Source organism: Marinomonas maritima, assembly GCF_024435075.2.
Lineage (GTDB): Bacteria > Pseudomonadota > Gammaproteobacteria > Pseudomonadales > Marinomonadaceae > Marinomonas > Marinomonas maritima.
Genome location: NZ_JAMZEG020000004.1, coordinates 106584 through 132701, shown reverse-complemented (window position 1 = coordinate 132701; position 26118 = coordinate 106584). Strand labels below are relative to the sequence as shown.

The following is a 26118-nucleotide window of genomic DNA, read 5'->3' as shown; positions in this document are numbered from 1 at the left end:
CGATGCAAGAAATAATATCGCTTCATCAGAAACGCGGTAAGCGCCAACGTATGGCGATCCCATTGACGTTGGGGTTACTGTTTTGTTCTGCTTTCTTAGCTTTGGTTGTGGGCGCTGTACCCTTATCGGAAAGTGACCTTTTAACTTATGTTAGTCATGGTTTCGCACAGACGCACAGTTCATTAAGCACACGGGTTTTGTTTGAAATTCGATTACCTAGGACGGTGTTGTCTCTTTTTGTCGGTGGCGCACTGGGGTTATGTGGTGCGGCCATGCAAGCGCTTTTCAGAAATCCACTCGCCGATCCTAGTTTAATTGGGGTTGCGGGTGGCGGTGCCTTGGGAGCCGTGGCCGTTATTGTACTGGGTCACTCGATGTTTCCTCAGGCAATGACAGTGTTTGGGATGTATGCGCTACCAATAGGTGCGATGCTTGGCTGCCTGGGTGTTTGCGCCATTATCTACCGGTTAAGCAATCGCCAAGGTCAGTTCACTATCATTACCTTATTGTTATCAGGCATTGCCGTAAATGCGATTGTTGGCTCTCTCATTGGTATTTTGACATTGGTGAGCAGCGACAGTGAGTTAAGAGAACTGACTTTTTGGACAATGGGGAACTTAGGCGGCAACAGCTGGGCATTAACCTTGCCTGTGTTGATGTTCATCTTCATTAGTCTGATAGGACTTAGCCGGCTCGCCAAACCCTTAAACCTGTATTTGCTTGGTGAAGCGCAAGCCCAACATCTAGGCGTATCAGTGTCGCATTTAAAGAAAAAAGTCTTTATTTATACCGCAATGGCAGTCGGTGCTGCGGTGTCTATTAGTGGAACGATTGGATTTGTGGGTTTTGTCGTTCCTCATTTAGTCAGGATTCTTATTGGTCCAGATCATCGTTTTCTTTTTCCTGTCAGCATGTTGTTTGGAGCCAGTTTTTTAACCATCACAGACATTATCGCCCGTATTGTTATTGTGCCGGCTGAGCTCCCTATTGGCTTGGTGACGAGTGCACTAGGCGGCCCCTTCTTTTTATTTGTTTTATACCGACAAACAGGTCGATATTAATATTAAGGCCACAGGAAGCGCTTTATGGCGATTGAAATACAAGCACTATCTATTTCTATTGATAGAAAAACTTTACTAGATTCCATTGATCTCACCATTAAATCCAATGAATTAAGCATATTGATTGGGCCTAATGGTGCGGGGAAATCCACCTTATTGAAGGCATGTTCCGGTGACATGGTTCCCAGTGGGGGTGACATCTCTATTAACAAAAAATCCATTGCTGCTTTCACGCCGCTCGAATTGGCGAAAACACGAGCCGTGATGACTCAGTCTTATCAAATGGGGTTTAGTTTCACTGTGATGGAGGTTGTATCTATGGGCTGTTTTAACTACGAAGAAGCAATATCCCAAACCCAGAAGCAAGATATTATCCACGATGTGATGCGTTTTATGGAAATAGAACACCTTGCTAAACGCAGCTTTATGACGTTGTCAGGTGGAGAGCAACAACGTACCCAACTGGCCAGAGTGCTCGCGCAGTTATGGTTTCCCTATGAGCAAAAAGAAGCCCGTTATTTATTTCTTGATGAACCGACCTCAAGCTTGGATGTATTCCATCAATATCATGTGCTGTCCCTGGCCAAAGAGCTGACAAAGCGTAATATTGGGGTATTGGCGGTGATCCATGACTTGTCTTTAGCGGCCAGTTTTGCCGATCAATTAGTCCTATTAAATAACGGAAAAATGGTCACAAAAGGCCGGCCTGAAAGTGTTTTACAACGATCACACCTTGAAAGTGTATACGGCATAAAAGCAGAATATTACCATCATTCATTGTCCGTCAAACCTTCTGTCATACTCGACCAACATCAATAAAAACGTCAGCTTATTTCATATGAGCAATGAATGCTGGCACTAATAAAATACGGACTAAAAAAGCGAGAGTATTGACGCTATAAGTTCTTTTTTGATAGCGATTCTCATTTGTGTTATTTTGCTATGAAAAGATAACTTTTTTCATAGCGGCGAGAAATCTCTTAGAAATGGGATTGCTTTTAGGGTGTTATAAATGACAAATCAATTGAATGGTCATATTTCTCAAGCTGAACTCAACGGTTTGAATAGCCGAATGTCTGATTTAGGCATTATTCCTACTCTCTCTATTTCAGATAAAAAAGGCGAATGCCTATTAGCGCATGCTGACTTTATGGCATTTGAAGGCAACTTTTCAGCAAAGCCTTCACCTTTTCTAATGCTTAACCTTTGTACCGGCCATATTGGTCGCATGAAACGGGAAGGTGAAGGGCCATCACTGGAAGGTGTCTTACGTCCCGGAACGGTTGCCATGGCATTACCGGGAACTATTGCATCAGGCTACTGGCCTCAAACCCAGATGTTAGGAATAGCGATTAAACTTGATGCTTTTACTTTAGATAATGCGGGAGGTTTTTATGTGGAAAACCTTATTCCTGCCGCGTCTTCGCTTCATAATGATCCACTATTAACGGCGGTTATGACCGCATTATGGCGAGATGCAGAAGTTCATGGCTTATCGGGCGCGTTTTTTGAACAAGGAATTTATACGTTACTAAATAGACTGGTAGGCTATGAACCGAAAAACTTACAAAAGGCCATCGTGTACCCGCTAAATGGTCGGCGCTTACAACGGACTTTAGATTTTATGGAAAGCCGTCTTGGCGGTGATGTTAGTGTGGCTGAACTAGCGGATTTAACGGGTCAAGATGTTCGTTCATTTACTCGCTCATTTCAGGCATCAACGGGCTTTTCTCCTTATGCTTACTTTACCTTTCGTCGTATGGAATACGCCAAACGCCTATTAGTAGATAAGTCTATTATGATCACCGATATTGCATTGCAAGTGGGTTACGCTAACCCGAGTAAATTTTCTGCAGCATTTAGACGTATTGTAGGTGTGACGCCTAACGTATGGCGTAAACAATAAGCCAATCAACTTGCTTCCCAAATGACTGAATGAAATCGTTGAGTCGCTTTCATCCGAACGGATTAGATTGTTTTTGGATAAAGCTTTACTGTTTTTCATTTCTTTCTTACACCGTTTTGAGTGCTTTATTTTTCACCGAACGAATGACATTGCGCAATATCGTCCAATCTTTTTTGTTTGTTATTGGTTAGTCTATCGTTATGGATTGGGTTTGTTTCGAGAGGTTGTGATGTCAACAGAAAATCGTTTCCAGTTTGCGAAAAGTGCGGGCGTTAATGAGATGATGTTGCTTGAGGCATCGATGAACGATTTCACCTACGACACGCACGCGCATGAGGAGTTTTCTTTTGGTGTGACCTTGTCTGGTCGTCAGGACTTCTTCGCGTTAGGCGAACATCACAAAAGCCATTCTGGCAATGTGATTGTGTTTAATCCTGAAGACGCGCATGACGGTCACTCAGGTGGTGACGACACACTGCATTACAAAATGCTCTATGTTCATCCAGATCAATTGTCTCCCATGTTGGAAAGCGCGGGCGTTCGCCGTGCAAAAAATTTTCGAATTGAACAAATGGTTCAAAACGATCCAGTGTTAAAAGCGCATATTTTATGTTTGGCTCAGCTGGTTGAAGACCCAGCAACGTCAGCGTTGGAGTATTCTTCCGCGTTATTTGAATTTGCTGAGTATCTTGCTCGCCAAAAAGGCATTCAGATTGAATCTAAACTGCGTTCTAAAGACCCCGTTTTTGAACGTGTCCGAGAGTATTTACATGCGCACGTTGGCGAAGACGTTTCGCTCGATGCTTTAAGCCAAGTGGCGCATATGTCGAAGTATCACTTGTTGCGCTGCTTTCGGGATTATTTTGGCATGACGCCACATCAATACTGGCAAAATTACCGTATTAATCGCGCCAAACAGGCGATAGAGCGTGGCATGCCATTGGCGGATGTGGCGTTTATGTTTGGCTTTACGGATCTGAGTTATTTTAACCGCCGTTTCAAGCCAGTTTTCGGCGTGACGCCGTATCAATTTAGACGACATTTGCTGCGCACCTAGCGGCACCTCACTTTCACGTTCATTCTTTTCTTTGTTTTTAATGCTTATCAAATCATCTTTTGAGGAACACTCATGCTCGAAATTCTCGTTTATGCCTTTGGCGTTATGTACAGCCCGGGTCCTGCCAATATGTTGGCGCTGTTTGCGGGCGTTAACGGACAAGGCTGGCGCGCTTTTTTGTACTGCGTTGGTGTCGGCGTCGCCATGTTTATTCTGTTTTTACTGATTGGTTATCTTGGTGGTGGAATTATCCCACAACAATATCAATCGGTTGTTGGCATTTTGGGTGGTATTTACATCGCGTATCTTGGCGTAAAAATTATGAAGGCGAGTTTTCAACAGACAAAAATCAAGGCGGACGTGTCGACGATCAGTTTTAAAACGGGGCTAATTTTACAGCTTTGTAATCCCAAATCCTTGGTGGCGATTGTGCCTATCGTGACGGTGCAATTTCCACGCTTTCATATTGAAGGTGTTCAAATCGCATTATGGTCTTTGGTTCTGGCGATCATGGCGTGTGGTTCACCGAGTGTGTATTTGTTTGCGGGAGCACGGTTAAAAAAAGCGGCAATGAATCCTACCGTGATGGCATGGGTGAATCGAATCATGGCGTTGCTGCTATTTTTCGTCGCCTATCGGTTTGTGTTTGCGGCGTGATTCTATGCTTGTCATTTTAATCTTGTCCGTCGTTTAGTATTGCCGATAGCCACAGAGCATTAATCCACCTAAAATAACCGCCATTCACATGCCTTGTTTTCTGTATGAAGACGACCAAGGTATCTCCGTATTACAAGGAATGGCTTTTCATGACCGACGACCAAAAAAAGAAACTCGAACAGAAACTTTGGAGCATTGCCAACGAGCTACGTGGCAAGATGAACGCCGACGAGTTCCGCGATTACTGCTTGGGTTTTATCTTCTACAAATACCTGTCTGAACGCCTGAGCGACTTCGCCGATACGATTCTGCATAACGATGACCCTAGCCTGAGCTACGCCACCTTGGATGAGCAACATGAAGACGGGCAAGAAATGCTGGACGCCTTACAAGAAGATGCCCTTGAAGAACTCGGCTACTTTTTAAAACCGTCGGAACTGTTCAGTAACCTAGCGCAACGCGGTGCTCACAAAGACACAGACAGCGAAGATAAAGACGCTGACATAGTCATTGATCGCTTTATCCTAGGCGATTTGCAAGAAGTGCTGAACAACATCGAACGCTCCACCATGGGCACCGAGAGTGAAGACGACTTCGATCACTTATTTGAAGAATTAGACCTTAACTCCAGCAAGCTTGGCCGCGATCCTGATGCGCGCAATGTGTTGATTGCCAAGATCATGTTGCATCTCGACAGCATAGACTTTGCCATTCACGACAGCGAAAGCGATGTGCTGGGCGATGCTTATGAATATTTGATCGGCCAGTTTGCCGCGGGCGCAGGCAAAAAAGCCGGCGAGTTTTATACGCCGCAAGCTGTCTCTACCGTGTTGGCAAAACTGGTCACCCACAGAAAAAGCCGCTTAAAAAGCGTCTATGACCCAACTTGTGGGTCAGGCTCCTTATTGCTGCGTGTCGCCAAAGAAGTGGGCAAAGAAAACATCGGCCATTTTTACGGCCAAGAAATGAACCGCACTACCTTCAACCTTGCGCGCATGAACATGATTCTTCACGGCGTGCATTACCGTGATTTCGATCTAAAACAAGACGATACCCTAGAAAACCCACAACACTTGGAACAGCGCTTTGACGCCATTGTCGCCAACCCGCCGTTTTCTGCTCAGTGGAGCGCGAAGAAGATATTCGAAAGCGATGACCGTTTTGCCCAATACGGCAAGTTGGCCCCTGGCTCGAAAGCCGACTTCGCCTTTGTACAACATATGTTGTATCAGCTGGACGATAACGGCACTTTGGCGGTGGTTTTACCCCATGGTGTGTTATTCCGTGGCGCGGCAGAAGGGCATATTCGTCGTTATTTGATTGAAGAGCGCAACTGGCTGGACGCGGTGATTGGCTTACCCGCTAACATCTTCTTTGGCACCAGTATCCCGACTTGTATCTTGGTGTTCAAAAAATGCCGTGAAAACCCAGACAACGTTTTATTTATCGACGCCAGCCAAGGTTTCGACAAAGCGAAAAACCAAAATCTGCTCAAGCCTGAGCACATTGAAGACATCATTGCTGCTTACGAAAACCGCCTAGAAATCGACAAATACGCCCACGTCGCGCCAATGGCTGAAATTGCCGATAACGACTACAACCTCAACATTCCTCGTTATGTGGACACCTTTGAAGAAGAAGCACCCATTGACCTTGCCGCTATCACCCAAGAACTAAAACAGTTAGACAACGACATGGCCGAGTTGGACAAGACCATACAAGGGTTTTGCGACGAACTAGGCATTGAGGCGCCCTTATGAAAACAGCACAAAACACCGTGCCAGAACTGAGATTTCCAGAGTTTGAGGGAGAGTGGAAATTAAAAAGAGGCAACGACTTATTTCTAAACAGTAGAATAAAAGGTGAAGATGGATTGCCTATTTATTCTGTCACCCTAAATGACGGTTTGGTTCCGAGAGCATCGTTAGATAAAAAAATGGAAAACGATGCGGCAAGCGGTGATAACCTGAGAGCCCAAGCAGGCGATCTTGTCTATAACATGATGAGGATGTGGCAAGGCGCACTTGGTTTAGCTCATGAAGAATGCATGATAAGTCCGGCTTATGTTGTGTTGTCAGGAAAAGCAAAAACTGACACAAAGTTCTTTGAGTACAACTTGAAACGACCAAGGTCGATATACGATTTATGGGCTTATTCTTACGGTCTAACCAATGACCGACTTAGACTGTATTCAAAAGACTTTCTACGCATTAAATTTCGTGTGCCTGAAGAAAAATTGGAGCAACAAAAAATCGCGTCTTTTCTCTCCAGCATCGACGACAAGTTGACCAAGCTGCGCCGCAAACGTGAGCTGCTCAACGACTTCAAACGCGGCTTGATGCAACAACTATTTTCCCAAGCGGTTCGCTTTAAACAGGATGATGGCAGCGAGTTTCCTGAGTGGGAATATGAAGAATTTAGGTTACTAGTAGACAGAGTAAGTAAATCTTATAACTCTTCTATTGAGACGGTTAACTATCCAGCTATTGAGCTTGAAAGTTTAGATCAAGGATCAGGTAAAATTCTTAATATTTTTAACTCTTTAGATCAAAAAAGTACAAAAACTCTATTTAATCAAGGCGATGTGCTTTTTGGAAAGTTACGTCCTTATTTAAAAAAGTTTGCTAGGCCAAATTTTGATGGTGTTTGCTCATCTGAAATTTGGGTCTTGCGTGGTAAAAAGATAACAAATGATTTTCTGTTTTTTGTTGTGCAAACAAGTCGCTTTCAGAAGGTTGTCAATATTCAATCTGGTTCAAAGATGCCGAGGGCGGATTGGAACTCGGTTGCTGATGCTGTTTTTCTATATCCTTGTCTAGAAGAACAGCAGAAAATCGCCGATTGCCTATCGTCCTTTGATGCCAAGATAGACGCGGTGGTGAAGCAGATACAACAGCTAGACACCTTTAAAAAAGGCCTGCTGCAAAAAATGTTTGTGTAGACGAGCAATCTATATGGTTTGAATGTAAAAGAGGGAAGAGCATGAGTGATAATGGATTAAGAAAAAGCATGGCGCGTTTTTCGAAGGGTTTTGATCAATTGTCCGGTGCTTTTCAACATCTAGATTATCGGTATCCAAACGAGCTGGAACAGTTTGGCTTAATTCGCTTATTCAAAGGCTGCTTTGATAGCGCTTGGCGTTGTTTACGGACCTTCTTTTATGATCAAGGATATGTTCATGTGGAAGGCAGCCGTGATGCTGTACGTTTGGCCTTTCGACTGGGTGTGATTGGTAGTGACTCATCAAAGATTGGTGAAGTTTGGATGGACATGATCAAAAAACGCGAACAGGTCGAACTTGCCAATGACGATCTCGTTAGAACGAACATTCTTACAGCCCTGATGGATGATTATTATGATGCTTTCACGGAATTGAAAGCATTTTTCCATCAAGAAACATCATTAAAAGATGAGTAATAACAAGGAGGTAATGCATGAACAATGACATCGTAATTTATGAAAATGCTCAGCAACAGATAGAGGTATTGGTGGATGGACACAATGATACCGTTTGGTTAAGTCAGACGCATTTAGTCAATTTATTTGAACGTGATCAATCTGTTATTTCTAGACATCTGCGTAATGTATTTAAAGAGGGAGAACTGGATTCAGAGACTAATATGCAAAAAATGCATACTGCAAATTCAGATAAGCCTGTCGTGTTTTATTCTTTGGATGTCATTATTTCTGTTGGTTACCGAGTTAAGTCTCCTCAAGGTATTCGATTTAGAAAATGGGCAACACAGCGTTTAAAAGAGCATTTGGTGCAAGGTTATACCATTAACCAGCAACGCTTTGAGCAAAATGCGCAAGAGTTACAGCAGGCTATTGCGCTGATTCAGAAAACCGCTAAATCGCCCGATTTGACCGCCGAAGCGGGCAGTGGATTGGTCGATATTGTCAGCCGATATACACAAACTTTTTTATGGTTGCAGCGCTATGACGAAGGCTTGTTGAATGAGCCAGAAGGTCAAGTCGGTGGTACTTTGCCTTCCGCGAAAGAGGCCATGGCGGCCTTGTTAGCGTTAAAAAAATCTTTGATAGAGCGAGGTGAAGCGACTGAGTTATTTGCTCGTCCGCGTGGCGAAGGTTTGTCTGCTTTATTGGGGAACCTTGATGTAACCGTTTTTGGCGATCCTGCTTACCCAACGATAGAAAGTAAAGCCGCGCATTTGTTGTATTTTGTGGTGAAAAATCACCCTTTTGCGGATGGCAATAAACGCAGCGGCGCGTATTTATTCGTGGATTTTTTGCATCGTAATAATCGGCTTCTTGATACTGAAGGGGTTCCTTGCATCAATGACACGGGCTTGGCGGCATTAACCTTATTAGTGGCAGAGTCTAAACCAGATCAAAAAGAAACGCTGATTCGCTTAATCATGAACATGCTAACTCGTAGCAGTTAGCTTTAAAAACAACACAACGGAAGGGCTTTATGACTCTGGATGACTCTTTGACATTAATGAGATACGGATTAACACAAGACGATTTGCAACGAATCCGAGCAATTTTTTCCCGTTTTCCAGAGTTAGCGTTAGTGAGCTTATTGCGAAGAGAAAGTGATAATGCACCGTTAAGACTTTCTCTTACTGCCAAAGAGGGAGCCAAGGATAATTCCCAATTACTTTATAAAGTCATTGGCGCGTTGGAAATGCTCGATTTGGGTTACGGCTTTGATGTATCGCTCAACGGTGATAATCAAATCCATGATGATGTGATGGAAATCTACAGCGCATCAAAAAATGCCGTCATTGAACAAGAAGTCGAAAAGCAAGCTCATCAGGTGGAAATAGAAGAAGCTCATGGTCATGCGCCAAACGACGACTATGACCCTGCCTATACCCAGTCCGAAGCGGAATTAGAAGAAAGCCTAATTTCTCGTTTAACAGGGTTAGGTTACGAGCGGGTGACTATCCGCAGTGCTGAGGACTTACGAGCTAATCTAAAGCGCCAGTTAGAAATCCACAACAAGGTGGTGTTAACCGACACTGAATTTACCGCTGTGGTGAATCACTTAAACAAGGGCAATGTATTTGCCCGTGCCGACACTTTGCGTGGGCGTTTCCATCTCCCCCGTGAGAATGGCAAAGATGTGTATTTACAATTTTTAAATACGGATTTTTGGTGTCAAAACGAATACCAAGTGACCAACCAAGTGCGCCAAAAAGGCGGACGGGTGAACCGCTACGACGTAACGTTATTGGTCAATGGCTTGCCACTGGTGCAAATAGAACTAAAACGCCGTGGTGTGGAGTTGAAGGAGGCCTTTCATCAGATTAATCGTTATCAGCGGGATACCTTTTGGTCAGAAGATGGTTTGTTCAACTATGTGCAGTTGTTTGTTATTTCCAATGGCGTGAACACCAAGTATTTTTCCAATAACCGTGATTTGTCGGATTATAAACAGACTTTTTTCTGGACGGATGAGAAGAACAATTTGGTGACTCAGTTGGATGCTTTTGCTGATACCTTTTTAGAAAAATGCCATGTATCGAAAATGATTTGCCGTTACATGGTGTTGCATCAGTCCAGTAAGTTGTTGATGGTATTACGCCCGTATCAGGTGTATGCGGTAGAAAATATCCTTCGTAAAGTCACGCATTTTAATCCAAACCGTGAAGACAACAATGGTTATGTTTGGCACACCACAGGGTCAGGAAAAACCTTAACTAGTTACAAAGCGGCGCAAATCATGTGTCGTTTAGGAGGGAAAGGTAAGGTTGATAAGGTGTTGTTTGTGGTGGACCGTGCGGATCTGGATTATCAAACGAGTAAGGAATTTAATCATTTTAGTGAGGGTTGCGTAGACAGCACCGACAATACTCGTGAACTGGTAAAACAATTAACAGGCGATACAAAACTCATTGTCACCACCATTCAAAAACTCAATACGGCGGTATCGAAAGGCCGCCATGAAACTGCCATGCAAACTCTGCAAGGTAAGCGTGTGGTGCTAATTTTTGATGAATGTCACCGTTCTCAGTTTGGTGAATCTCATGCCAGAATTAAGGCGTTTTTTGGCAAAACAGCGCAATTGTTTGGTTTTACGGGTACGCCTATTTTGTCTGATAACCATGTTAAGTATCAGACAACAGAGAGTTTATTTGGCAAACATTTACACAAGTACTTGATTACCAATGCCATTGCCGATGACAACGTATTGAAGTTCTCGGTGGAGTATTGGGGGCAGTTACGTACTTCTGACAATACCTTGGTAGACGAAAGCACCTTGTCGAAAGCCGATTGGGAGAAAACCGCGCGCATTGAGAGTGTGGTGGATTGGATAATTGAAAACCACGACCGTAAAACTCATCAGCGTAAGTTTTCTTCCATGTTGTGTGTCGGCAGTAAAGCCGCTCTGATTAAATATTACGACCTGTTCCAGCAAAAACGCTTGGCAGGTGAGCATGATTTGCGGGTGGTAACCATATTTTCTTTTGCTGACAACGAAGCGGAAGAAGAAGATGAAAAAGAAGGCGATGTGGGTGACCCTAATCTTGAAGTGCCAGCGGATACCCGTGTTCACCGTGTGAGCCGTGACAAGCTGGCGTCTTATGTGCAAGATTATAATTCCCTGTATAAAACCAGTCATACGATCAAAGACAGCAAGGCGTTTTATCGGTATTACAACGACATTGCCAAACGCATGAAAGAGCGTGAAAAAGATGGTTTCAAAGACGCAGACCGTGCCGATGTATTGCTGGTAGTGAACATGTTTCTCACCGGGTTTGACGCCAAAAAACTCAACACTCTGTATGTGGATAAAAATCTGAAGAATCACGGTTTGATTCAGGCGTTTTCTCGTACAAATCGTATCTTTGGTGAATTGAAATCTCAAGGCAATGTGGTGTGCTTCCGCAATCTTAAAGACAACGTAGACACCGCTATCAAGATGTATTGTAACCCCAATACCAGCGATCAGGTGTTGCTGGAAGATTATGCTTTTTATGTGGGTGAGTTTAACCAAGGGGTGGTGGATTTGCATCGCTTGGTGGCTTCCCCTGATGAGGTTAACAGCTTGGTCAGTGAAGACGCACAGTTAGCTTTTGTGCGATCTTTTCGTTACTTAATGCGTAATATCAACAAATTGAAGTCCTTTACCGAGTTTGATTGGGCGCAGCTGGAAATGGATGCACAAACCTTTAGCGACTTTTCCAGTAAGTATCAGGATCTTTTTGATCGCCAGCGTCAACCTCAGGACGAAAAAGTCAGTGTGCTGGATGGCGTGGATTTTGAACTGGAATTGATCCAGCGGGACGAGGTAAACGTGGCGTATATTTTACGTTTGCTAGGGGACATTCAAGCAGAAGAGCAAGCCCATGGCCCAACTGAAGCCACCCGCCAACAAACTGAAGAGATCATGAAAATGTTGGGCAACGAGGTACAGTTACGCAGCAAGCGGGGGTTGATTGAAAAATTCGTTAATGAATACATGCCTAACCTTGCGCCGGAGCAGGATTTGAACGATACCTTTGCTGGTTTTTGGCAACAGCAAAAACGCCAAGCGGTGCATGCTTTGTGTGAAACAGAACACATGGATAAAACCGCATTTTATGGTTTGATCGACGAATACGCCTTTACTGGTAAGTTGCCTTTGCGAGATCAGGTGTTTGCCTTGTTGGATTACAAGCCCAAGTTGCTGGAGCGTAAAAAAGTCTTTGAACGCATCATGGGTGAGTTCAATGACATTATTGAAACCTATGAAGAAAACACTGGGTTGATTGAAGGTGTGAGCGAGCCGAGTGTGGATTACGATGTAACTACCTTGGCAAGTCTTGCCCATTCCGTTGGGGACCGCTCTTTATACTTTAGCGACCAACTGACTCGCTCTCGTCATACATCGCCTATTGCTAAGTTTGTTTTGCATTTGGACACGCCGTACACCAAAGCCTTGGAATCGTTAAGTCATTACCAACTTGGCAGTGAGTTATTGGCTCATGGGGTGGTGAATGACGATATTTTGGCTCAGTACTTGAGTTTGACCGCTCGTTTTCAAAGCCTTTTAGCAGAATACGATTTGCCTTTTTCTACTTTGCGCGATGAGCAAGAAAGCGGCTTGTTCTGGTCGTTAAGTGAAGCCCGTGAAGGCAGTACGGTACTGGAGTTTGTTTTGCAGTATTGGCAGGTGTTTACGGGCGTGGGCGTGGGGACGAGCATTTATCGATTTGTGATGGATTATCCTAAGTTGTCGGATGGCTTTAAGCGCTTGAAAGACGACATCAAAACTTTTTTACCAGAACAAAAAGAAGAGCAGGCTTCGATGATGATTGTCGAAGAGGTAGAAAACGAATTGAAAAAATTAAGAGACAACCGTGAGTGAGTTGATCGATTATTTAAAAACATTGGCTTTGGATGAGATCCAAGAGTGGGCGGGCGATAAAATTTATGCTCGTGGTAAAGGCATAGTTAAGCATGTAAGTGATCTTGCTTTGACCATCAATGATGCCTTGTCTGCCAAGGTTCAAGGCACAGAAAAATATAACACGGACGTGTTTCTAGAAGACGGTGAGTTGACGTCGTTTTGCTCTTGTCCTTATGAGTATGGCGAATGCAAACACGCGGTGGCGGTAATCTTAGCAGCCGCCAAACAGCTCAACGCTGGTAAAGATATCCCCCAAGATGATATGCAGAGTGCGACACCGAGAGACATTGAGTTGTCTTTTATTGATAACTCGTTAGAAAGATTGAAACCATCGTCCAAAAAAGAGGCGTTAGATCCGACTCATCCACATACGTTAGACGCACTGCACAAAATGCTTTCCAAGCAGCCGAAAGCCGCACTGGTAAAACAGCTATTGCTGTTATCGATGAAGAATTATGAGATCGAGCAAAGTCTTTGGACATTGGCGGATAAAACGCCAAACCTTGTTAAGGTGAAATCTCAAGTTGATTCACTAAGGCGTAAGATCAAAAAAGTGACCGCAGAAGAAAGTTGGCAAGATTACTGGAACCATAAAGGGCATACGCCAGATTACTCGCCCATACGCGTAGGTTTTGAGACATTGCTCAAACAGAATGCGTTCGATGAAGTGGTTGAATTAGGCGGTGAGCTTTGGACCTTAGGCATAGAACAAATTCAGCACAGTGATGACGAAGGTGAACTTGCCAGCGAACTAAGCCGTACTATGTTTATCGTCTTGGAAGCTTTGCCGAAAACCAGTATGAAGCCGGTTATCCAGCTTTTTTGGTGGATTGATAGAGAGTTGCAAGATGACTATGGGTTGTTGCAAGACTTAGATCTTGTTTACAACCATGAGTGCTATCAAATCGAGTATTGGCAAGAGGTGGCGATGGTTTTAAATCAGCGTTTAGCGACTTTTTCTAAGTCTAAAAAACAGGACTATGAGTATAAAAGAGTCGTTGATATGTTGGCCCTTGTTTATCAAAAGGCGGGCGATGACAACGCCATTCTTGCCATGATGGAAAAACAGGTTCGCAACACCCAAGACTATGCAAAACTGGTCGAAGCGTTTGTGAAACAAGGCAACATGAGAAAAGCCAAAGAATGGTGCTTGGTGGGTTTTAACGACACGCTACAATCAAAACCAGGCATTGCTCGTCGCTTAAAAGATCAATTAATCGAATGGCATAAAGAAGAAGGCGATATTACGCAAGTGGCTGCCTTGTTGGTGGATGATTTCTTGGCGTCGCCAACGATGGAAAACTTTCAAATTATTGGGCGTTTATTCAAAACGAAAGCCCCGCTTATTGATGGTCTGTGGGCATCGGTTCGAACAACGATTTTGGATCTTGTTGAGCATGGTGATCCCGCGACGGATGTGTTGCCCGCTGACTGGCCTTTGCCGAAACCCGACGTGAGTTCTTTAGTCGAGCTAAAGGGGTATTGGAGCCAGACTCAGATTGAAGATCTAATGATTAAGGTTGCCGTCCATGAGCAGCATTTTGATGAAGCGGTAGATCGTTTTGGTAATCGTGTTGGTTTTCAAATTATGACAGATAGCTTGGCTAGATCGTTAGCGATTGCCGTATCTATTTCACATCCTGAAACTTCCATTAACATCTGGAAAGCCTGTACGCTTACCGAGATTGCAGCAACCAAAGCATCGGCGTATCAAAGAGCAGGCAAATATCTCCTTCAACTACGCAAAGTCTATGAACAGCATCAACGACTTGATGAATGGCTGAAATTCGTCAAAAGCTTGAAAGCAGAACACAAACGCAAGATTCGCCTACAAGAGGTATTGGATAAGCTGCTTAGCTCGAAGCGCAGCGCCAAGCTAATAGAGTAATTTTGATCATCTTGGTTCTATTTACGCACTATCACAATTATGTATTGAAAATACAGTTGAGAATGACTACCATTTGAATAATATTTTATTCAGTGGAGAGTGTCGTGGAAGATTCAGTGCAACAGAAAATTGTTGATTTTTTGCAGGTCGGTGGGCCTGTTGTTTGGATATTGATGGTGTTTTCTGTCGTTGCTCTGACGATTGTTCTGCTGAAATTATGGCAGTTTTCCTCACTTCGGGCTGAAAGCCTTAAGACCACTGAGTTGGCATTGGACGAATGGCGTCATGATAACGGTGAAGGGGCGCTTGAAAGACTTGATGAAAAACGCCCAATAGATGCCCTTGTTGGGTACACCATGCGAGCTTTGCTAAGTGCCAATCAAAGTGTTGATTTGATTCGTGAAGAAGTAGAGCGCCGCGCGATGAAGCAATTGAATCAATTACGTTCTTATCTGCGCCCTTTAGAAATTATTGCGACTTTAAGTCCACTACTTGGTTTGCTTGGTACGGTATTGGGGATGATCACCGCGTTCCAACAAATGGAAGGTGCTGGCAATCAAGTAGATCCGTCGGTTTTATCCGGTGGTATTTGGCAAGCACTTCTAACCACCGCAGTAGGTTTGGCGGTAGCGATTCCTGTGGTGACACTACAAAGCTGGCTGGAACGTAAAGTTGAACGTGTTGCTCATAATATGAATGATGCAGTCACTCGGGTGTTTACCAGCAAAGAAGCAAAGCATTTGGTAGAAAAAGCCGCCAAAGAGATGCTTCATGCCGCTTAATCTTTCTCAGCCCAAACGTAAGAATGCGATTAGTTTAACGCCACTGATTGATGTGGTGTTTATCTTATTGCTGTTCTTTATGTTGACCTCCAGTTTTGTTCCTTGGCGTATTGTTGATACGCCATTGTCTGTCGCTTCTGATGTCCTAGTGACGCCACAGGAAAAAGACAATGTGGTTCTGACATTGAAGCTAAATGATGATCAGGTTTGGATGAATGATCAACCGATTCGTTTTGCCGATCAGGCGCGCTTTCAAACGTTGATTGCTGATCATAGCGAGGGCATTTTTATCATCAAGGCGGAAGAAGGGGTGACGCTTCAAACCTTGATGCATCTTGCTGATCGTCTAAAACTGAATGGCGCAAAAACCGTATCGATTGCGAATGCTTTTGCTATGCCGGGGGCAAAATGAAAATAGGCGAAAAATACGCCGCAAGAGCTGCTAGCAACGATGACAACATGGTGCCATTGATTAATGTGGTTTTTCTAATGTTGGTCTTCTTCATGGTGGCTGGTCAAATCAGAAAAGCCGATCCTATTCCGGTGATTCCACCACACTCTATTAATGATACTCGTGCTGTGACAGACCCTAATGTCGTTATCGTGGTGGGTGTTGATGACGGTCTTTATGTTGATGATCAATTGTTCGCTATAGACGAGATACAGTCTTATCTAGAAGCTCAATTTATATCGACGATGAATAAAGAGCGTTTTTGGGTGCAGATTAAAGCCGATGGCGGGATTTCATTAGAAAAATTACGACCTGTGTTTAATCAGGTGCGTTTAGCGGGTCTCACGAAAGTCAGTTTGGCAACGCAGCTAGAGCGAGGAAAAGAATGATTTCCACGCGACATTGGATTATTGCAGGTAGCTTGGCTGTTTCGGTTCATGCTGGTGCTTTTTACACGGTATTTTATAACCCGACAGAAGGTAGCCAAGCGGCGGGCTCGCAAGGTATTGAGTTTGATCTTGGCATGATGGGAGATCTTGGTGTTGCCGCTCAAACAACGGCGGTACAAGAAGAGGCAGCAGAAGTTGAAGAAGTGGTTGAGGAGCCGATTGAAGAGATTCAAGAAGAAATTGAACCGGAAGTGGAGCCAGAACCAGTTGTAGAACCTGAACCTATCATCGAGCCAGAACCGATAGTAGAGCCAGAACCAATCGTTGAGCCTGAGCCAATTATTGAACCTGAAATAATCTCAGAACCGGAACCGGTTGTGGTGAAACAAAAATCTCCTATTGAAGTAAAAAAACCAGAACCCAAACCCAAACCAGAGCCAGAGCCGAAACCTGAGAAAAAGCCTGAGCCAAAACCGAAGCCAGAGAAAAAACCGGAACCAAAAAAAGTTGAAAAGCCTGTCGTTAAGGCTGAGCCTAAAAAAGTGGCGCCGCCTTCAATGGCGAATCAAAAAGCAACAACGGGTCGAGCTAATTCTGCCAACAGTGGTGGTAACGCTGGCGCGAAAGCCAGTTATTTCTCTCAGCTAAAATCAGTACTTGCGCAAAACAAACGTTATCCAAGAGCATCGCGCCGTCGCAATGAAGAAGGTGTTGTGTCTTTGTCCTTTGTGGCGCACGCGGACGGTTCTGTGTCGGATGTGAGTATCAGCAAAAGTTCTGGGCACAAGCGTTTGGATAATGCCGTGCTGGACATGATTAAACGAGCAACCCCTTTGCCTAAGTTCACTAAAGGTATGGAAGAAAGTGAATTACGGATCAACCTGCCGGTCTCTTTTAAACTCAGTGACTTAAGGTAGCTGGCTGGTTAAGAGGAATGGCTCAAAAAAGTAACGCCGCGCTTTAGCAATAAAGCGAGGCGTTTTTACTATTGAATAATAGCTTATTGGGCAATCAGTTTTTGAGGAACAAGGTGTTGTGGCAGTAGCAACCACACCTTGCCGAAATGTTTGAGCTGTCCAGCATGGAAGTGCGCTTCCTCGCCGATACCTTGATACCAATCAATGTGCCCCGACCCCTTAATCGCGCCACCTTTGTCTTGCGCAAGTAAGAGACGAAACTCGTGTCCGACTAAGTTTCCATAAGCATCGAGCTTAGGTACTTGTGCCAACAATATTGAGCCAAGAGGAATGACGCTAGGGTCGACAGCCGCAGAATATAAAGGGGTTAATGGTACATTGGCGGCACCCACGGGCGCTTGAGGCCCTTCACTGAAAAACAAATAACTTGGGTTGGTCGATAGGATTTCGCGATTACGTTCTGGATGGTCACTTAGCCACTGACGAATACTTTGAGCCGAGATATTGGCGCGGTCTATCTCGCCCCTCTCAATGAGTTCTTTGCCTAAACTTCGATAAGCGTGGCCGTTTACGCCACCCCAAGACAACAGTTTTTGTTCGCCATCTTCGTATTCAATAACGCCGGAACCTTGCACGTGTAAGAAAAAATTGTCGACTAAATCAGCTGTATAGGCAATTTCTAATTGTTGCCCGGCTAGCGCGTTTTCGAAGTCAATTTCTTCTCTTGAAGGGAACTCCCCTTTGGCATTGCGTTGTGTCGGCTTACGATAAAGCGGATAGCGATACACTTCGTCAGGTAAGTGGCGTACCGATAGGATAGGGACATAATAGCCCGTGATCTGTACGTTACCTCTTTGATCTTGTCCTGCGAGTTGGTGAGCGACTAGTTGGGGTTGCTGTGTTGGGTAGCGCAGCCAATTGTCTATTTCTGTCGCTACTCGTTTTAAATCGGCGACACTCGTTTGTGTGTTTTGAAGTAAATAGGGTTTATCGGATAAGCGATTCAAATATGCGATTTGTTGCTGCAAGCCCGCTTGGAAACTGATGTCTGGATACGGTAGACCAGGCGGTAGGCTTTCTTTTAAATACAAGGATTCTCTTTTGAGCGCCGTGGTGTCTCGGCCATTATTTTCAAAATCATTGGAGCTATCGATTTCATTAAAGCTGCAACTTGCCAGTAAACTAAAAGAAACAAGGCAAAGTGGACGAAGCAGGGAGCGAGAGTACTTTTTTTTGGGTAAAACATGCTGAAAAAAAGAAGAAAAATTCATAAGCCCTATGTCTATAAAATAAATGAGTAAAATGAAGCTGCGTGGCGTTTTGACCACAAGTGAAGAGCGAGGTTCATCTTGAATAGGAATCGATGCTAAAGCAATGTTTAGCAGGCAGTTTTACATTTTATTGTATGTTGCACGCTGGATTCTAAAGGGTATATTGCAGGGCTCATGAGTTTTTAAAACATGAGGTATTCGTAAGCTTGTCTTAAGTCGATGAACAGGTCTTGATCTCCACCTCGGTCTGGGTGGTGTTGCTGTGCTAATTTACGGTATTGCTGCTTGATGACGGTTTTTGTTGGGTTAGTGCTTTGGATTTGCAGCGTTTTGAGTGCAGACTCTCGATTGCCGCTTAAGCTGATGCCTTTATAAAAACTATTCAGCAAGTGAGATACTTCGTCTATCCCTGTTTTTTCGTATTCTTCCCAGTCTAGGTAGTAAGCGGCCAGTTTTGCGTCTACGCTATCGCTCAATGTGGTGCTGTCAGATCGATTGATTTGCGTGGCACTGACTAAGTGAATACGCATGGCACTGATATAAAGCGTTAGATTATCTTCTTGCCAAAGACTACTTTGGAGTTGATACAAGGCATTCATGATGAGAAAGTGCTGACGAAACAGCAGTAAGTTGTTGTCTTCTGCAAGTTGACTAAACTCCGGAAGTTGCTCTTTTAGTGCTTTAAGAATATCAAATTCACTAACACCATTAGGGTGGTTTTTTAAGATTACTAGAATCGGTCCAACTAAAGGGTTCTTCATATCTGACTCTTATTGTGTAAGTTGTGATACACAGTGTATGTGATGAAGCAGAAATGGGTCAAAGCTGAGCGTGTTTTTTTATTATTTTGGAATCTGGTAAAAACAGACTATGTTGTGGATTATCGTTATTTTGATCGCCGTCGTGCTGATCGTTGGGCCCAGTGCTTGGGTGAAATTTACGCTGAAACGCTATGCGACGGAGCGCAAGGATTTACCGGGAACGGGTGGTGAGCTGGCGACGCATTTAGTGAAACGCTTCGAACTGAACGACGTAAAGGTGGAAACGACACAAGAAGGACAAGATCATTTTGACTACGGACAACACGTAGTTCGTCTTAGTCCAAGTGTGTTTAATGGTCGCTCGTTAACGGCTGTGGCCGTCGCGGCTCACGAAATCGGGCACGCCATCGCGCATGAGAAGAAACAAAAAATATCGCATTTAAGTTCTCGTTATTTACCGTTTGCCCATGCAGCCCGAAAAATCACAACGGGTTTGTTAATCGGCTGGCCAGCCATCTCCTTGTTATTACATTTACCTTATGCCGTACCATTACATGCACTCGTCGTCGGTTTGTCGGGCTTGTTAGCCGTTATCGTGCAACTGGCCATACTGCCAGAAGAATGGGATGCCAGCTTTAACAAAGCATTACCGATCCTTGCCGAAGGCAACTACATACCGCAGGAAGATTTACCCAAAGTGAAGAAAATCCTAACCGCCTGTGCCATGACCTACGTCGCCGCAGCTTTAATAAAAGTGCTCTTCGTTTGGCGCTGGTTTAAGCGCTAGTGTTTTAGAGAAAGCGCGAATAATGCCTAAGACTCAATTTATTGGCGAGCATCCGAACAAAGCTAGAGAAGCCTTTCGTCTCATTTTTTGTAGTGGTAAGGCTGTGTGGGCTCGACGTAATGTCATGTTAAGTATGAATGCATTTTTCTGATGTGATTAATTCAATATAAGAACGTATAGTGCGTTTAACTGATAATGTTGAAATTTAATTAGCACGTACCTGAATTAATAAAAGCTTATGAACTCATTGCACTTGAAAGCACTCTTATTGGCCGTCGAAACAGGTTCCATTTCTTCTGCTGCCCGTCAATTAGGGAAAAAGCAACCTCAGGTTAGCCAATGGATTTCTGATTTGGAAATCGACCTTGGAATTAATTTTTTTGACCGAACCGGTAATAAAACCACTTTAAGCAAAGATGGTGAGCGCATATTGCCATACCTTACGCATGCCATGAGCCAAGTGGATAAATTTGTTCAAAGTGCTGAGATGATTGCGCAAGGTGAATTAACGGTGATGACTATCGGAATTGAAAACTATATTCCCGATATTGCTTTCACACAGCCTCTTGTACTGACATTAGATTTTCCTCATTTAAGTATTGAAGTGTATAGGGAAGAAAGGCATCAACTGACACAAGATTTGAACGAAGGTAATGTCGATATCATTATTACTCATGAGTCCGACACTCTTCATCACCAGCGTTTTGAGTATTGCCGATTAGGTCATTACAAAGAAGTTTTAGTGAGCAGTCCGGATCATCCTCTTGCGGCATTATCTGTGGTGAGTACCAGTGACTTAAGCCAATACCGCGAGTTAATTTGGGGAGAAACGAATAAAACAAGCAACCTTCAACATCCCGATAGAAACAGTGATGGATTTAGTCCGATTTACGGCTTTTTTTCGGATATTCGACCACTTATTGCGATGTTGAAACACAGAAAAGGCTTCGCGTTTTTACCCGAACAATGTGTGAATGATTACATCGAAAATCATCAACTGATTGCACTGAGCTGTGATTTTGAACCTGTAGGAATTGAGCGAAGAGTTGAACTGTGTTGGCGAAATGGATTAGTGCTATCTCAGCTTGGTAGTCAGGTAATAGAGGCCTTTAAAACCACTCACCAACTCGTAGACAAATCTGTATTTTAAGTCATTTTTCGGAATTAACGTCAAGACTGGGATTGTATTTCAGATTTAGACAGGGGTTCTGGCTCAATCTGAAGATTATGTTTTGGTTTATGCTCTGGAGTAGAAACAGGCGCGGCAATTAGTGCGTCCCACCAATCGTATGCGTACAAAGATGCGTAAATGGGAAGGATTGCCCAAAGTAGTGGATCATCCCACACTGTTGAAGTAATTCCAACGGCGGCGATTGCCAAAATGATAAGTTCAGAGATGCCAGTAAACAGTAGCAATTTAGTTATGTGAGCAAGCGTACGTTGAAGTCGATGGTTAAGTTGAGTTTTTTGATAAGTAGCCTCAAAAACACCAATAATACCTGCCGCCATCAATAGCCCTATCACTGCTAATATTGCAGACTGATTTTCTTGATCCATCTGGCGCATACTATCAAAAGTATAACTAAACAATACGGGCACAATGAATATCAGTAGAAACAGTTGCCTTACTGCTACCTCAATATAAAAACGTTTTTTTTGCACACTGATCTCCATAAAAACGGTGCAGAGCAAGCCCTACACCTATGGTTTTATTCTACTGCATTGAAGACGATATCACCTTGTAGTACTGTCATTAAGACTTCTGTGTCTGCTATATCATCGGCTGATAAACGGGTAATGTCTTTTTTTAGGATGGCAAAATCGGCCGATTTCCCAACGGTTATTGAACCCGTAATATCACTAATCCCTAAACTATCAGCAGCATTGATTGTGTAGGAATCTATCGCCGCTTTCACGTCTGGCAAGCCTGTTTCACCCATTTTCAAACTATTCGCGATGCCAACTAATGGATTGATGTCATGAACATTCCAATCACTACTTAATGTAACATTCGCACCGGTATTAAAAATGGCTCTTGGATTCATCAATGCGTGAGTTCGCTTAGCGCCTAAGAAGGGTTCTGCCCACTCATAATCATGGTGTACGATATAATCAGACCCTACTTGGAAATCGGCTGTCGCATCCAGCTCTGCGAAGCGAGAGACGTCTTCTGAGTTCACTAATTCCACATGCGTTAACGTATAAGGCTTTTTCGAACCTTGGTTGCGAACATACTCAATAGCATTTAATGATTCGTGAACGGCGCCATCACCAATCGCATGGATATGAGCGCTGTAGCCAATCTTGTTTAATGCATCAAGCCAGGTTTTCATTTGGTGTGGAGGAATATAGTTAATGCCGTAAGGTTCATCTGGAATATATGTGTCTAAGTATGGTGCGAGTGTTTTTGCCGTACCAGTAATAATAATACCATCGCTGTACATTTTGACTTGATCGACCAATAACAAACGCGACTTGTCACTCGACTGTACTTGCTTTAAAAACGTTAACTGAGATGCCATCGAGTCAGTCGGATAAATCCACGGGCGAAGTGACACGCGAGCGGTTAAATCATCATTTTTCTCGGCTTGTTGCCACACCTCATACCAACCGCGTTTCCAATACAGTCGCCCATCACCAATAGTTGTTATGCCATGTGCTGCCGCTTCTTCAAGGCCATTCATTAAGCCAGCGTAGCTTTGGTCAAACTGATTTTCCAAGCTATTCCAAGCCATCTCCATGATCATATCGCCCGCGTTATCAAATAAAATGCCGTTTAACTCACCGCTCTCTTCATCTTTGAGAATTTTTCCTCCTTGAGGTTCTGGAGAGTCTTTGGTAATACCTGCTAATTTAAGAGCTGCTGAGTTGACCCACATTGAATGTGAGGTTTGCTCCATAAGAACGACAGGCTGTGTCGGGAAAATACGATCAATCACTTCCAATGGAGTGTAGCGATTATCTTCACTTAAGATTGCATCCAAAGAAAAGCCGTAACCCATAAGCCAACTATCAGATTTAGCCTTTCTACTGCAAGTCATTAAATACGGGATTTGCTCTTCAAGTAATGCGTCCCTATCTAATTCACAGTTGCCACCGGCTTCTGAAGCTGCTTCAAATACATGGTTGTGATTATCAATAAAGCCGGGCATGACATAAGCCTGTTCGAGATCTATAAGCTCAGTTTTTGTCGTTCGATATGTATTCGCTTCTGTCGCTTTACCAACAAACACAATATTGCCTTTGTGAATGACAATAGCATCGGCATTGTCATGACCGTAAATTTTTGCGTTTGTTAAAATCATGTCGGCTTGTTCAACCGCCAGTGCATTAGTACTCATGATTAGGCTTACTATTGCTGCCATAGGGTAATTTCGGTTCATTATTCATTCCTTTCATATCCCATATAATGATAGATATAGGAGAAGTGTGTTGTGATGAAGAAAGTGTAGTGCAGTATAAAAGCAAAATAAAAATAGTGAGTATAAGACGATAGGGATAGCGGGAAATTTGGAAGCCATCACTGTTAGAGGCATTATCTGTTTCGCTGCTAACCCGCAAAAACTTTCTTGTAGCCTATTTTAAGTAACAACGCTGTAAGGGTATTAACAACGGATAAAAATTCGTCATCACGTAACCGAATTCAGAACTTAAATAAAATCATCTTCTTAATGTCATCAAAAAAACATGAACTTCGCTTAAATTCGTCTTACTATGAAAACTGACTGTTTGGTTAGTATTCTTAATAAGAAAGATATTTGAATGAATGGAGTAATGTCATGACGTTTTTTGTTCCTAAGGGCGCGGCGCTTTTCGCCTCTTCTTTGCTGTTTACTGCAATGGCGCAGGCTTCTACCATCGACTTGCGAGTGATGGAAACCACGGATATTCACATGAATTTAGTGGATTACGATTACTACGGCGATAAGCAAAGTGATTCTGTAGGCTTGTCCCGCGTTGCCACTTTGATCAAAGCGGCGCGTGCCGAAGTGACGAACTCGGTATTGGTGGATAACGGTGATTTATTACAGGGCACGCCGTTGGGCGATTATGTTGCTAAAGGTCGAGTGCTGCGCTTTGGTGAGACGCATCCGGCGTTTAAGGCGATGAACTTGCTGGATTACGATGTGGGTAATATTGGTAACCACGAATTTAACTATGGCTTAGACTTTTTAATGAAGAGTTTAAGTGGCGCTAACTTTCCGTACGTAAACTCGAATGTCTATGTGGACGATGGCGACAACGATGCGTCTAACGATCAGCCTTACTTCCAGCCTTATATTATCAAAGACAAAACCTTCGTCGATTCTGACGGCAAAAAACAAACGGTCAAGATAGGTTACATTGGTTTTGTGCCGCCACAAATTATGACGTGGGATAAAGACAATTTAACCCATAAAGTCATTGCCAAAGACATTATTGAAAGCGCGAACAAATACGTACCGGAAATGAAAGCCAACGGCGCAGACGTGATTATCGCGATTCCGCACAGTGGCATGATGAATTCTCCTTATATGAAAGGTGAAGAAAACGCGTCTTATCATTTAGCAAAAGTGGACGGCATTGATGCGGTGTTATTTGGTCACTCTCATCGAATCTTCCCCGGTGATAAAGCATTAGATGCCTTTGAAGGTGTCGATGGTGAGAAGGGGACAGTATTTGGCAAGCCAGCGACCATGCCGGGCTTTTGGGGGTCTCACCTTGGGGTGATTGATTTAACACTGGAGCCGGCTGGAGACGGTTGGAAGGTTGCTGATGGCAAAGCTGAAGTACGTGCTATTTCACGTCGTGAAGGCCGTAAAACGGTGGCCTTGGTCGAAGCGGATACCAGTATTAATGACGCGGTGAAAACCGAGCATGAAGGCACTTTAGTGTACATGCGCCGTAAAGTAGGGGAGTCCACTGCCGACATCAACAGTTTTTTTGCGTTGGTACAAGACGACCCATCCATTCAGATCGTGAACAATGCGCAGATTTGGTATGTGGAAAATATCGTTCGTGGTACGTCCTATGAAGGCATGCCGATTCTGTCTGCGGGTGCGCCATTTAAAGCAGGCGGCCGAGGCGGTCCAGATTATTATACGGATGTGCCTAAGGGTGATATTGCGCTAAAAAACGTCAGTGATTTGTATATTTATCCGAACGATTTAAAGGTGGTGAAGCTGACGGGAGCTCAAGTTGTCGAGTGGCTGGAAGCGGCAGCGGGACAGTTTAATCAGATTGATGCCAATTCAACAGCACCACAAGACTTGATTAATAGCAGCTTTCCTACCTACAACTTTGATGTGATTGACGGTATTTCTTATCGTATCGATGTGACACAGCCAGCTCGTTACAATGCAGATGGTGAAATCGTTCATAAAGACGCGCATCGTATTAAAAATGTGATGTTTAATGGCGAGGCATTAAGAGCGAAAGAGGAATTCTTGGTCGCAACGAATAACTATCGAGCGGGCGGTGGCGGGCATTTTCCGAATTTATCGGGCGATACAATTGTGATTGATGCGCCAGATAAAAACCGAGATGTAGTGGCAAACTATTTGTTAAGCCAAAAAACCATTAATCCAGCGGCGGATAATAATTGGTCGTTTACGGATTTTGGTAAAGCGAAGGTGCTTTTTACTACCTCACCTAAGGCGAAAGAGGCAGCCAGTAAAAATATGACCTATCAGTCTTTGGATGAAAGTGGTTTTGCTGTGTTTGAGCTGAAATAATCATAGTGTAAGCCCTTTTTAGAGCTAAAATTCATATAAAAAAAGCCCGCTTGATGCTATCAAGCGGGCTTTTTTGTGGGGATATTTTAGATGAGGATCGAAGAAATAAGGAGGT

The 26118-nt window shown here is 43.7% G+C and carries 22 protein-coding genes; 18 read left to right on the top strand and 4 right to left on the bottom strand.

All coding sequences use genetic code 11. The features are described from left to right. Positions 1-2 precede the first annotated feature (2 nt). The 15 genes from M3I01_RS15805 (at position 3) to M3I01_RS15735 (ending at position 17470) form a co-directional block, all read left to right on the top strand. The gene (locus M3I01_RS15805) at positions 3-1061 is read left to right on the top strand and encodes a FecCD family ABC transporter permease (protein ID WP_255896884.1); all 1059 of its coding nucleotides are present in this window, start codon (positions 3-5) and stop codon (positions 1059-1061) included. Between the two features lie 24 nt (positions 1062-1085). Further along, on the top strand, positions 1086-1880 hold the full coding sequence (locus tag M3I01_RS15800; RefSeq protein WP_255896883.1) for a heme ABC transporter ATP-binding protein: 795 nt from the start codon (positions 1086-1088) through the stop codon (positions 1878-1880). Between the two features lie 193 nt (positions 1881-2073). After that, the gene (locus tag M3I01_RS15795; RefSeq protein WP_255896882.1) at positions 2074-2967 is read left to right on the top strand and encodes a helix-turn-helix domain-containing protein; all 894 of its coding nucleotides are present in this window, start codon (positions 2074-2076) and stop codon (positions 2965-2967) included. A gap of 73 nt (positions 2968-3040) precedes the next feature. Continuing rightward, positions 3041-4024, top strand: coding sequence for an AraC family transcriptional regulator (locus tag M3I01_RS15790; RefSeq protein WP_255896881.1), 984 nt, complete (start codon positions 3041-3043; stop codon positions 4022-4024). 72 nt (positions 4025-4096) lie between these two features. Beyond that, on the top strand, positions 4097-4681 hold the full coding sequence (locus tag M3I01_RS15785; RefSeq protein WP_275565183.1) for a LysE family translocator: 585 nt from the start codon (positions 4097-4099) through the stop codon (positions 4679-4681). Positions 4682-4830: 149 nt separating this feature from the next. Next, the gene (locus M3I01_RS15780; protein ID WP_255896879.1) at positions 4831-6441 is read left to right on the top strand and encodes a type I restriction-modification system subunit M; all 1611 of its coding nucleotides are present in this window, start codon (positions 4831-4833) and stop codon (positions 6439-6441) included. Continuing rightward, a complete protein-coding gene (locus M3I01_RS15775) occupies positions 6438-7622 on the top strand; it encodes a restriction endonuclease subunit S (RefSeq protein WP_255896877.1) in 1185 nt (394 codons plus the stop codon). The genes M3I01_RS15780 and M3I01_RS15775 overlap by 4 nt, the downstream gene beginning before the upstream one ends. 41 nt (positions 7623-7663) lie before the next feature. Next, complete coding sequence (locus M3I01_RS15770) at positions 7664-8098, top strand: nucleotidyltransferase substrate binding protein (protein WP_255896876.1); 435 nt, start codon at positions 7664-7666, stop codon at positions 8096-8098. 17 nt (positions 8099-8115) lie between these two features. Continuing rightward, positions 8116-9087, top strand: coding sequence for a virulence protein RhuM/Fic/DOC family protein (gene rhuM / locus M3I01_RS15765; protein WP_255896875.1), 972 nt, complete (start codon positions 8116-8118; stop codon positions 9085-9087). A gap of 29 nt (positions 9088-9116) precedes the next feature. Continuing rightward, positions 9117-13001, top strand: a complete 3885-nt coding sequence (locus M3I01_RS15760) for a type I restriction endonuclease subunit R (protein ID WP_255896874.1) — start codon at positions 9117-9119, stop codon at positions 12999-13001. Then, positions 12994-14931: an SWIM zinc finger family protein gene (locus tag M3I01_RS15755; protein WP_255896873.1), complete on the top strand. Its 1938-nt coding sequence runs from the start codon at positions 12994-12996 to the stop codon at positions 14929-14931. Before M3I01_RS15760 ends, M3I01_RS15755 begins: the two co-directional genes overlap by 8 nt. Positions 14932-15035: 104 nt before the next feature. Then, positions 15036-15713 carry a MotA/TolQ/ExbB proton channel family protein gene (locus M3I01_RS15750; RefSeq protein WP_255896872.1) on the top strand — a complete coding sequence of 226 codons (678 nt, stop codon included), beginning with the start codon at positions 15036-15038 and terminating at the stop codon, positions 15711-15713. Further along, complete coding sequence (locus tag M3I01_RS15745) at positions 15703-16125, top strand: ExbD/TolR family protein (RefSeq protein WP_275565182.1); 423 nt, start codon at positions 15703-15705, stop codon at positions 16123-16125. Before M3I01_RS15750 ends, M3I01_RS15745 begins: the two co-directional genes overlap by 11 nt. After that, positions 16122-16553 carry an ExbD/TolR family protein gene (locus M3I01_RS15740; RefSeq protein ID WP_112135013.1) on the top strand — a complete coding sequence of 144 codons (432 nt, stop codon included), beginning with the start codon at positions 16122-16124 and terminating at the stop codon, positions 16551-16553. Before M3I01_RS15745 ends, M3I01_RS15740 begins: the two co-directional genes overlap by 4 nt. Then, on the top strand, positions 16550-17470 hold the full coding sequence (locus tag M3I01_RS15735; RefSeq protein WP_255896870.1) for an energy transducer TonB: 921 nt from the start codon (positions 16550-16552) through the stop codon (positions 17468-17470). The genes M3I01_RS15740 and M3I01_RS15735 overlap by 4 nt, the downstream gene beginning before the upstream one ends. Positions 17471-17553: 83 nt before the next feature. Here the strand turns inward: M3I01_RS15735 and mltA are convergent, their stop codons facing one another. Together mltA and M3I01_RS15725 are read right to left on the bottom strand one after the other, a co-directional pair. Further along, positions 17554-18741: a murein transglycosylase A gene (gene mltA / locus M3I01_RS15730; protein ID WP_255896869.1), complete on the bottom strand. Its 1188-nt coding sequence runs from the start codon at positions 18739-18741 to the stop codon at positions 17554-17556. A 182-nt stretch (positions 18742-18923) separates the two neighbouring features. Continuing rightward, positions 18924-19502: a DNA-J related domain-containing protein gene (locus M3I01_RS15725; RefSeq protein ID WP_255896868.1), complete on the bottom strand. Its 579-nt coding sequence runs from the start codon at positions 19500-19502 to the stop codon at positions 18924-18926. 109 nt (positions 19503-19611) lie between these two features. On the opposite strand from M3I01_RS15725, the gene M3I01_RS15720 reads away from it, so the two are divergent. After that, entirely contained in the window at positions 19612-20289 is a 678-nt protein-coding gene (locus tag M3I01_RS15720) for a zinc metallopeptidase (RefSeq protein WP_275565181.1), read from the top strand. 238 nt (positions 20290-20527) lie between these two features. Further along, on the top strand, positions 20528-21439 hold the full coding sequence (locus M3I01_RS15715) for a LysR family transcriptional regulator (RefSeq protein ID WP_255896865.1): 912 nt from the start codon (positions 20528-20530) through the stop codon (positions 21437-21439). Positions 21440-21459: 20 nt separating this feature from the next. On the opposite strand, the gene M3I01_RS15710 is transcribed toward M3I01_RS15715, so the two are convergent. Both M3I01_RS15710 and M3I01_RS15705 read right to left on the bottom strand, forming a co-directional pair. Next, positions 21460-21951, bottom strand: coding sequence for a hypothetical protein (locus tag M3I01_RS15710; RefSeq protein ID WP_255896863.1), 492 nt, complete (start codon positions 21949-21951; stop codon positions 21460-21462). A 47-nt stretch (positions 21952-21998) separates the two neighbouring features. Further along, the gene (locus M3I01_RS15705) at positions 21999-23672 is read right to left on the bottom strand and encodes an amidohydrolase (protein ID WP_255896862.1); all 1674 of its coding nucleotides are present in this window, start codon (positions 23670-23672) and stop codon (positions 21999-22001) included. 396 nt (positions 23673-24068) lie between these two features. Here M3I01_RS15705 and M3I01_RS15700 point away from each other — a divergent pair, with 396 nt between their 5' ends. Beyond that, the gene (locus tag M3I01_RS15700) at positions 24069-26003 is read left to right on the top strand and encodes a bifunctional 2',3'-cyclic-nucleotide 2'-phosphodiesterase/3'-nucleotidase (RefSeq protein WP_255896860.1); all 1935 of its coding nucleotides are present in this window, start codon (positions 24069-24071) and stop codon (positions 26001-26003) included. Positions 26004-26118: the final 115 nt, after the last annotated feature.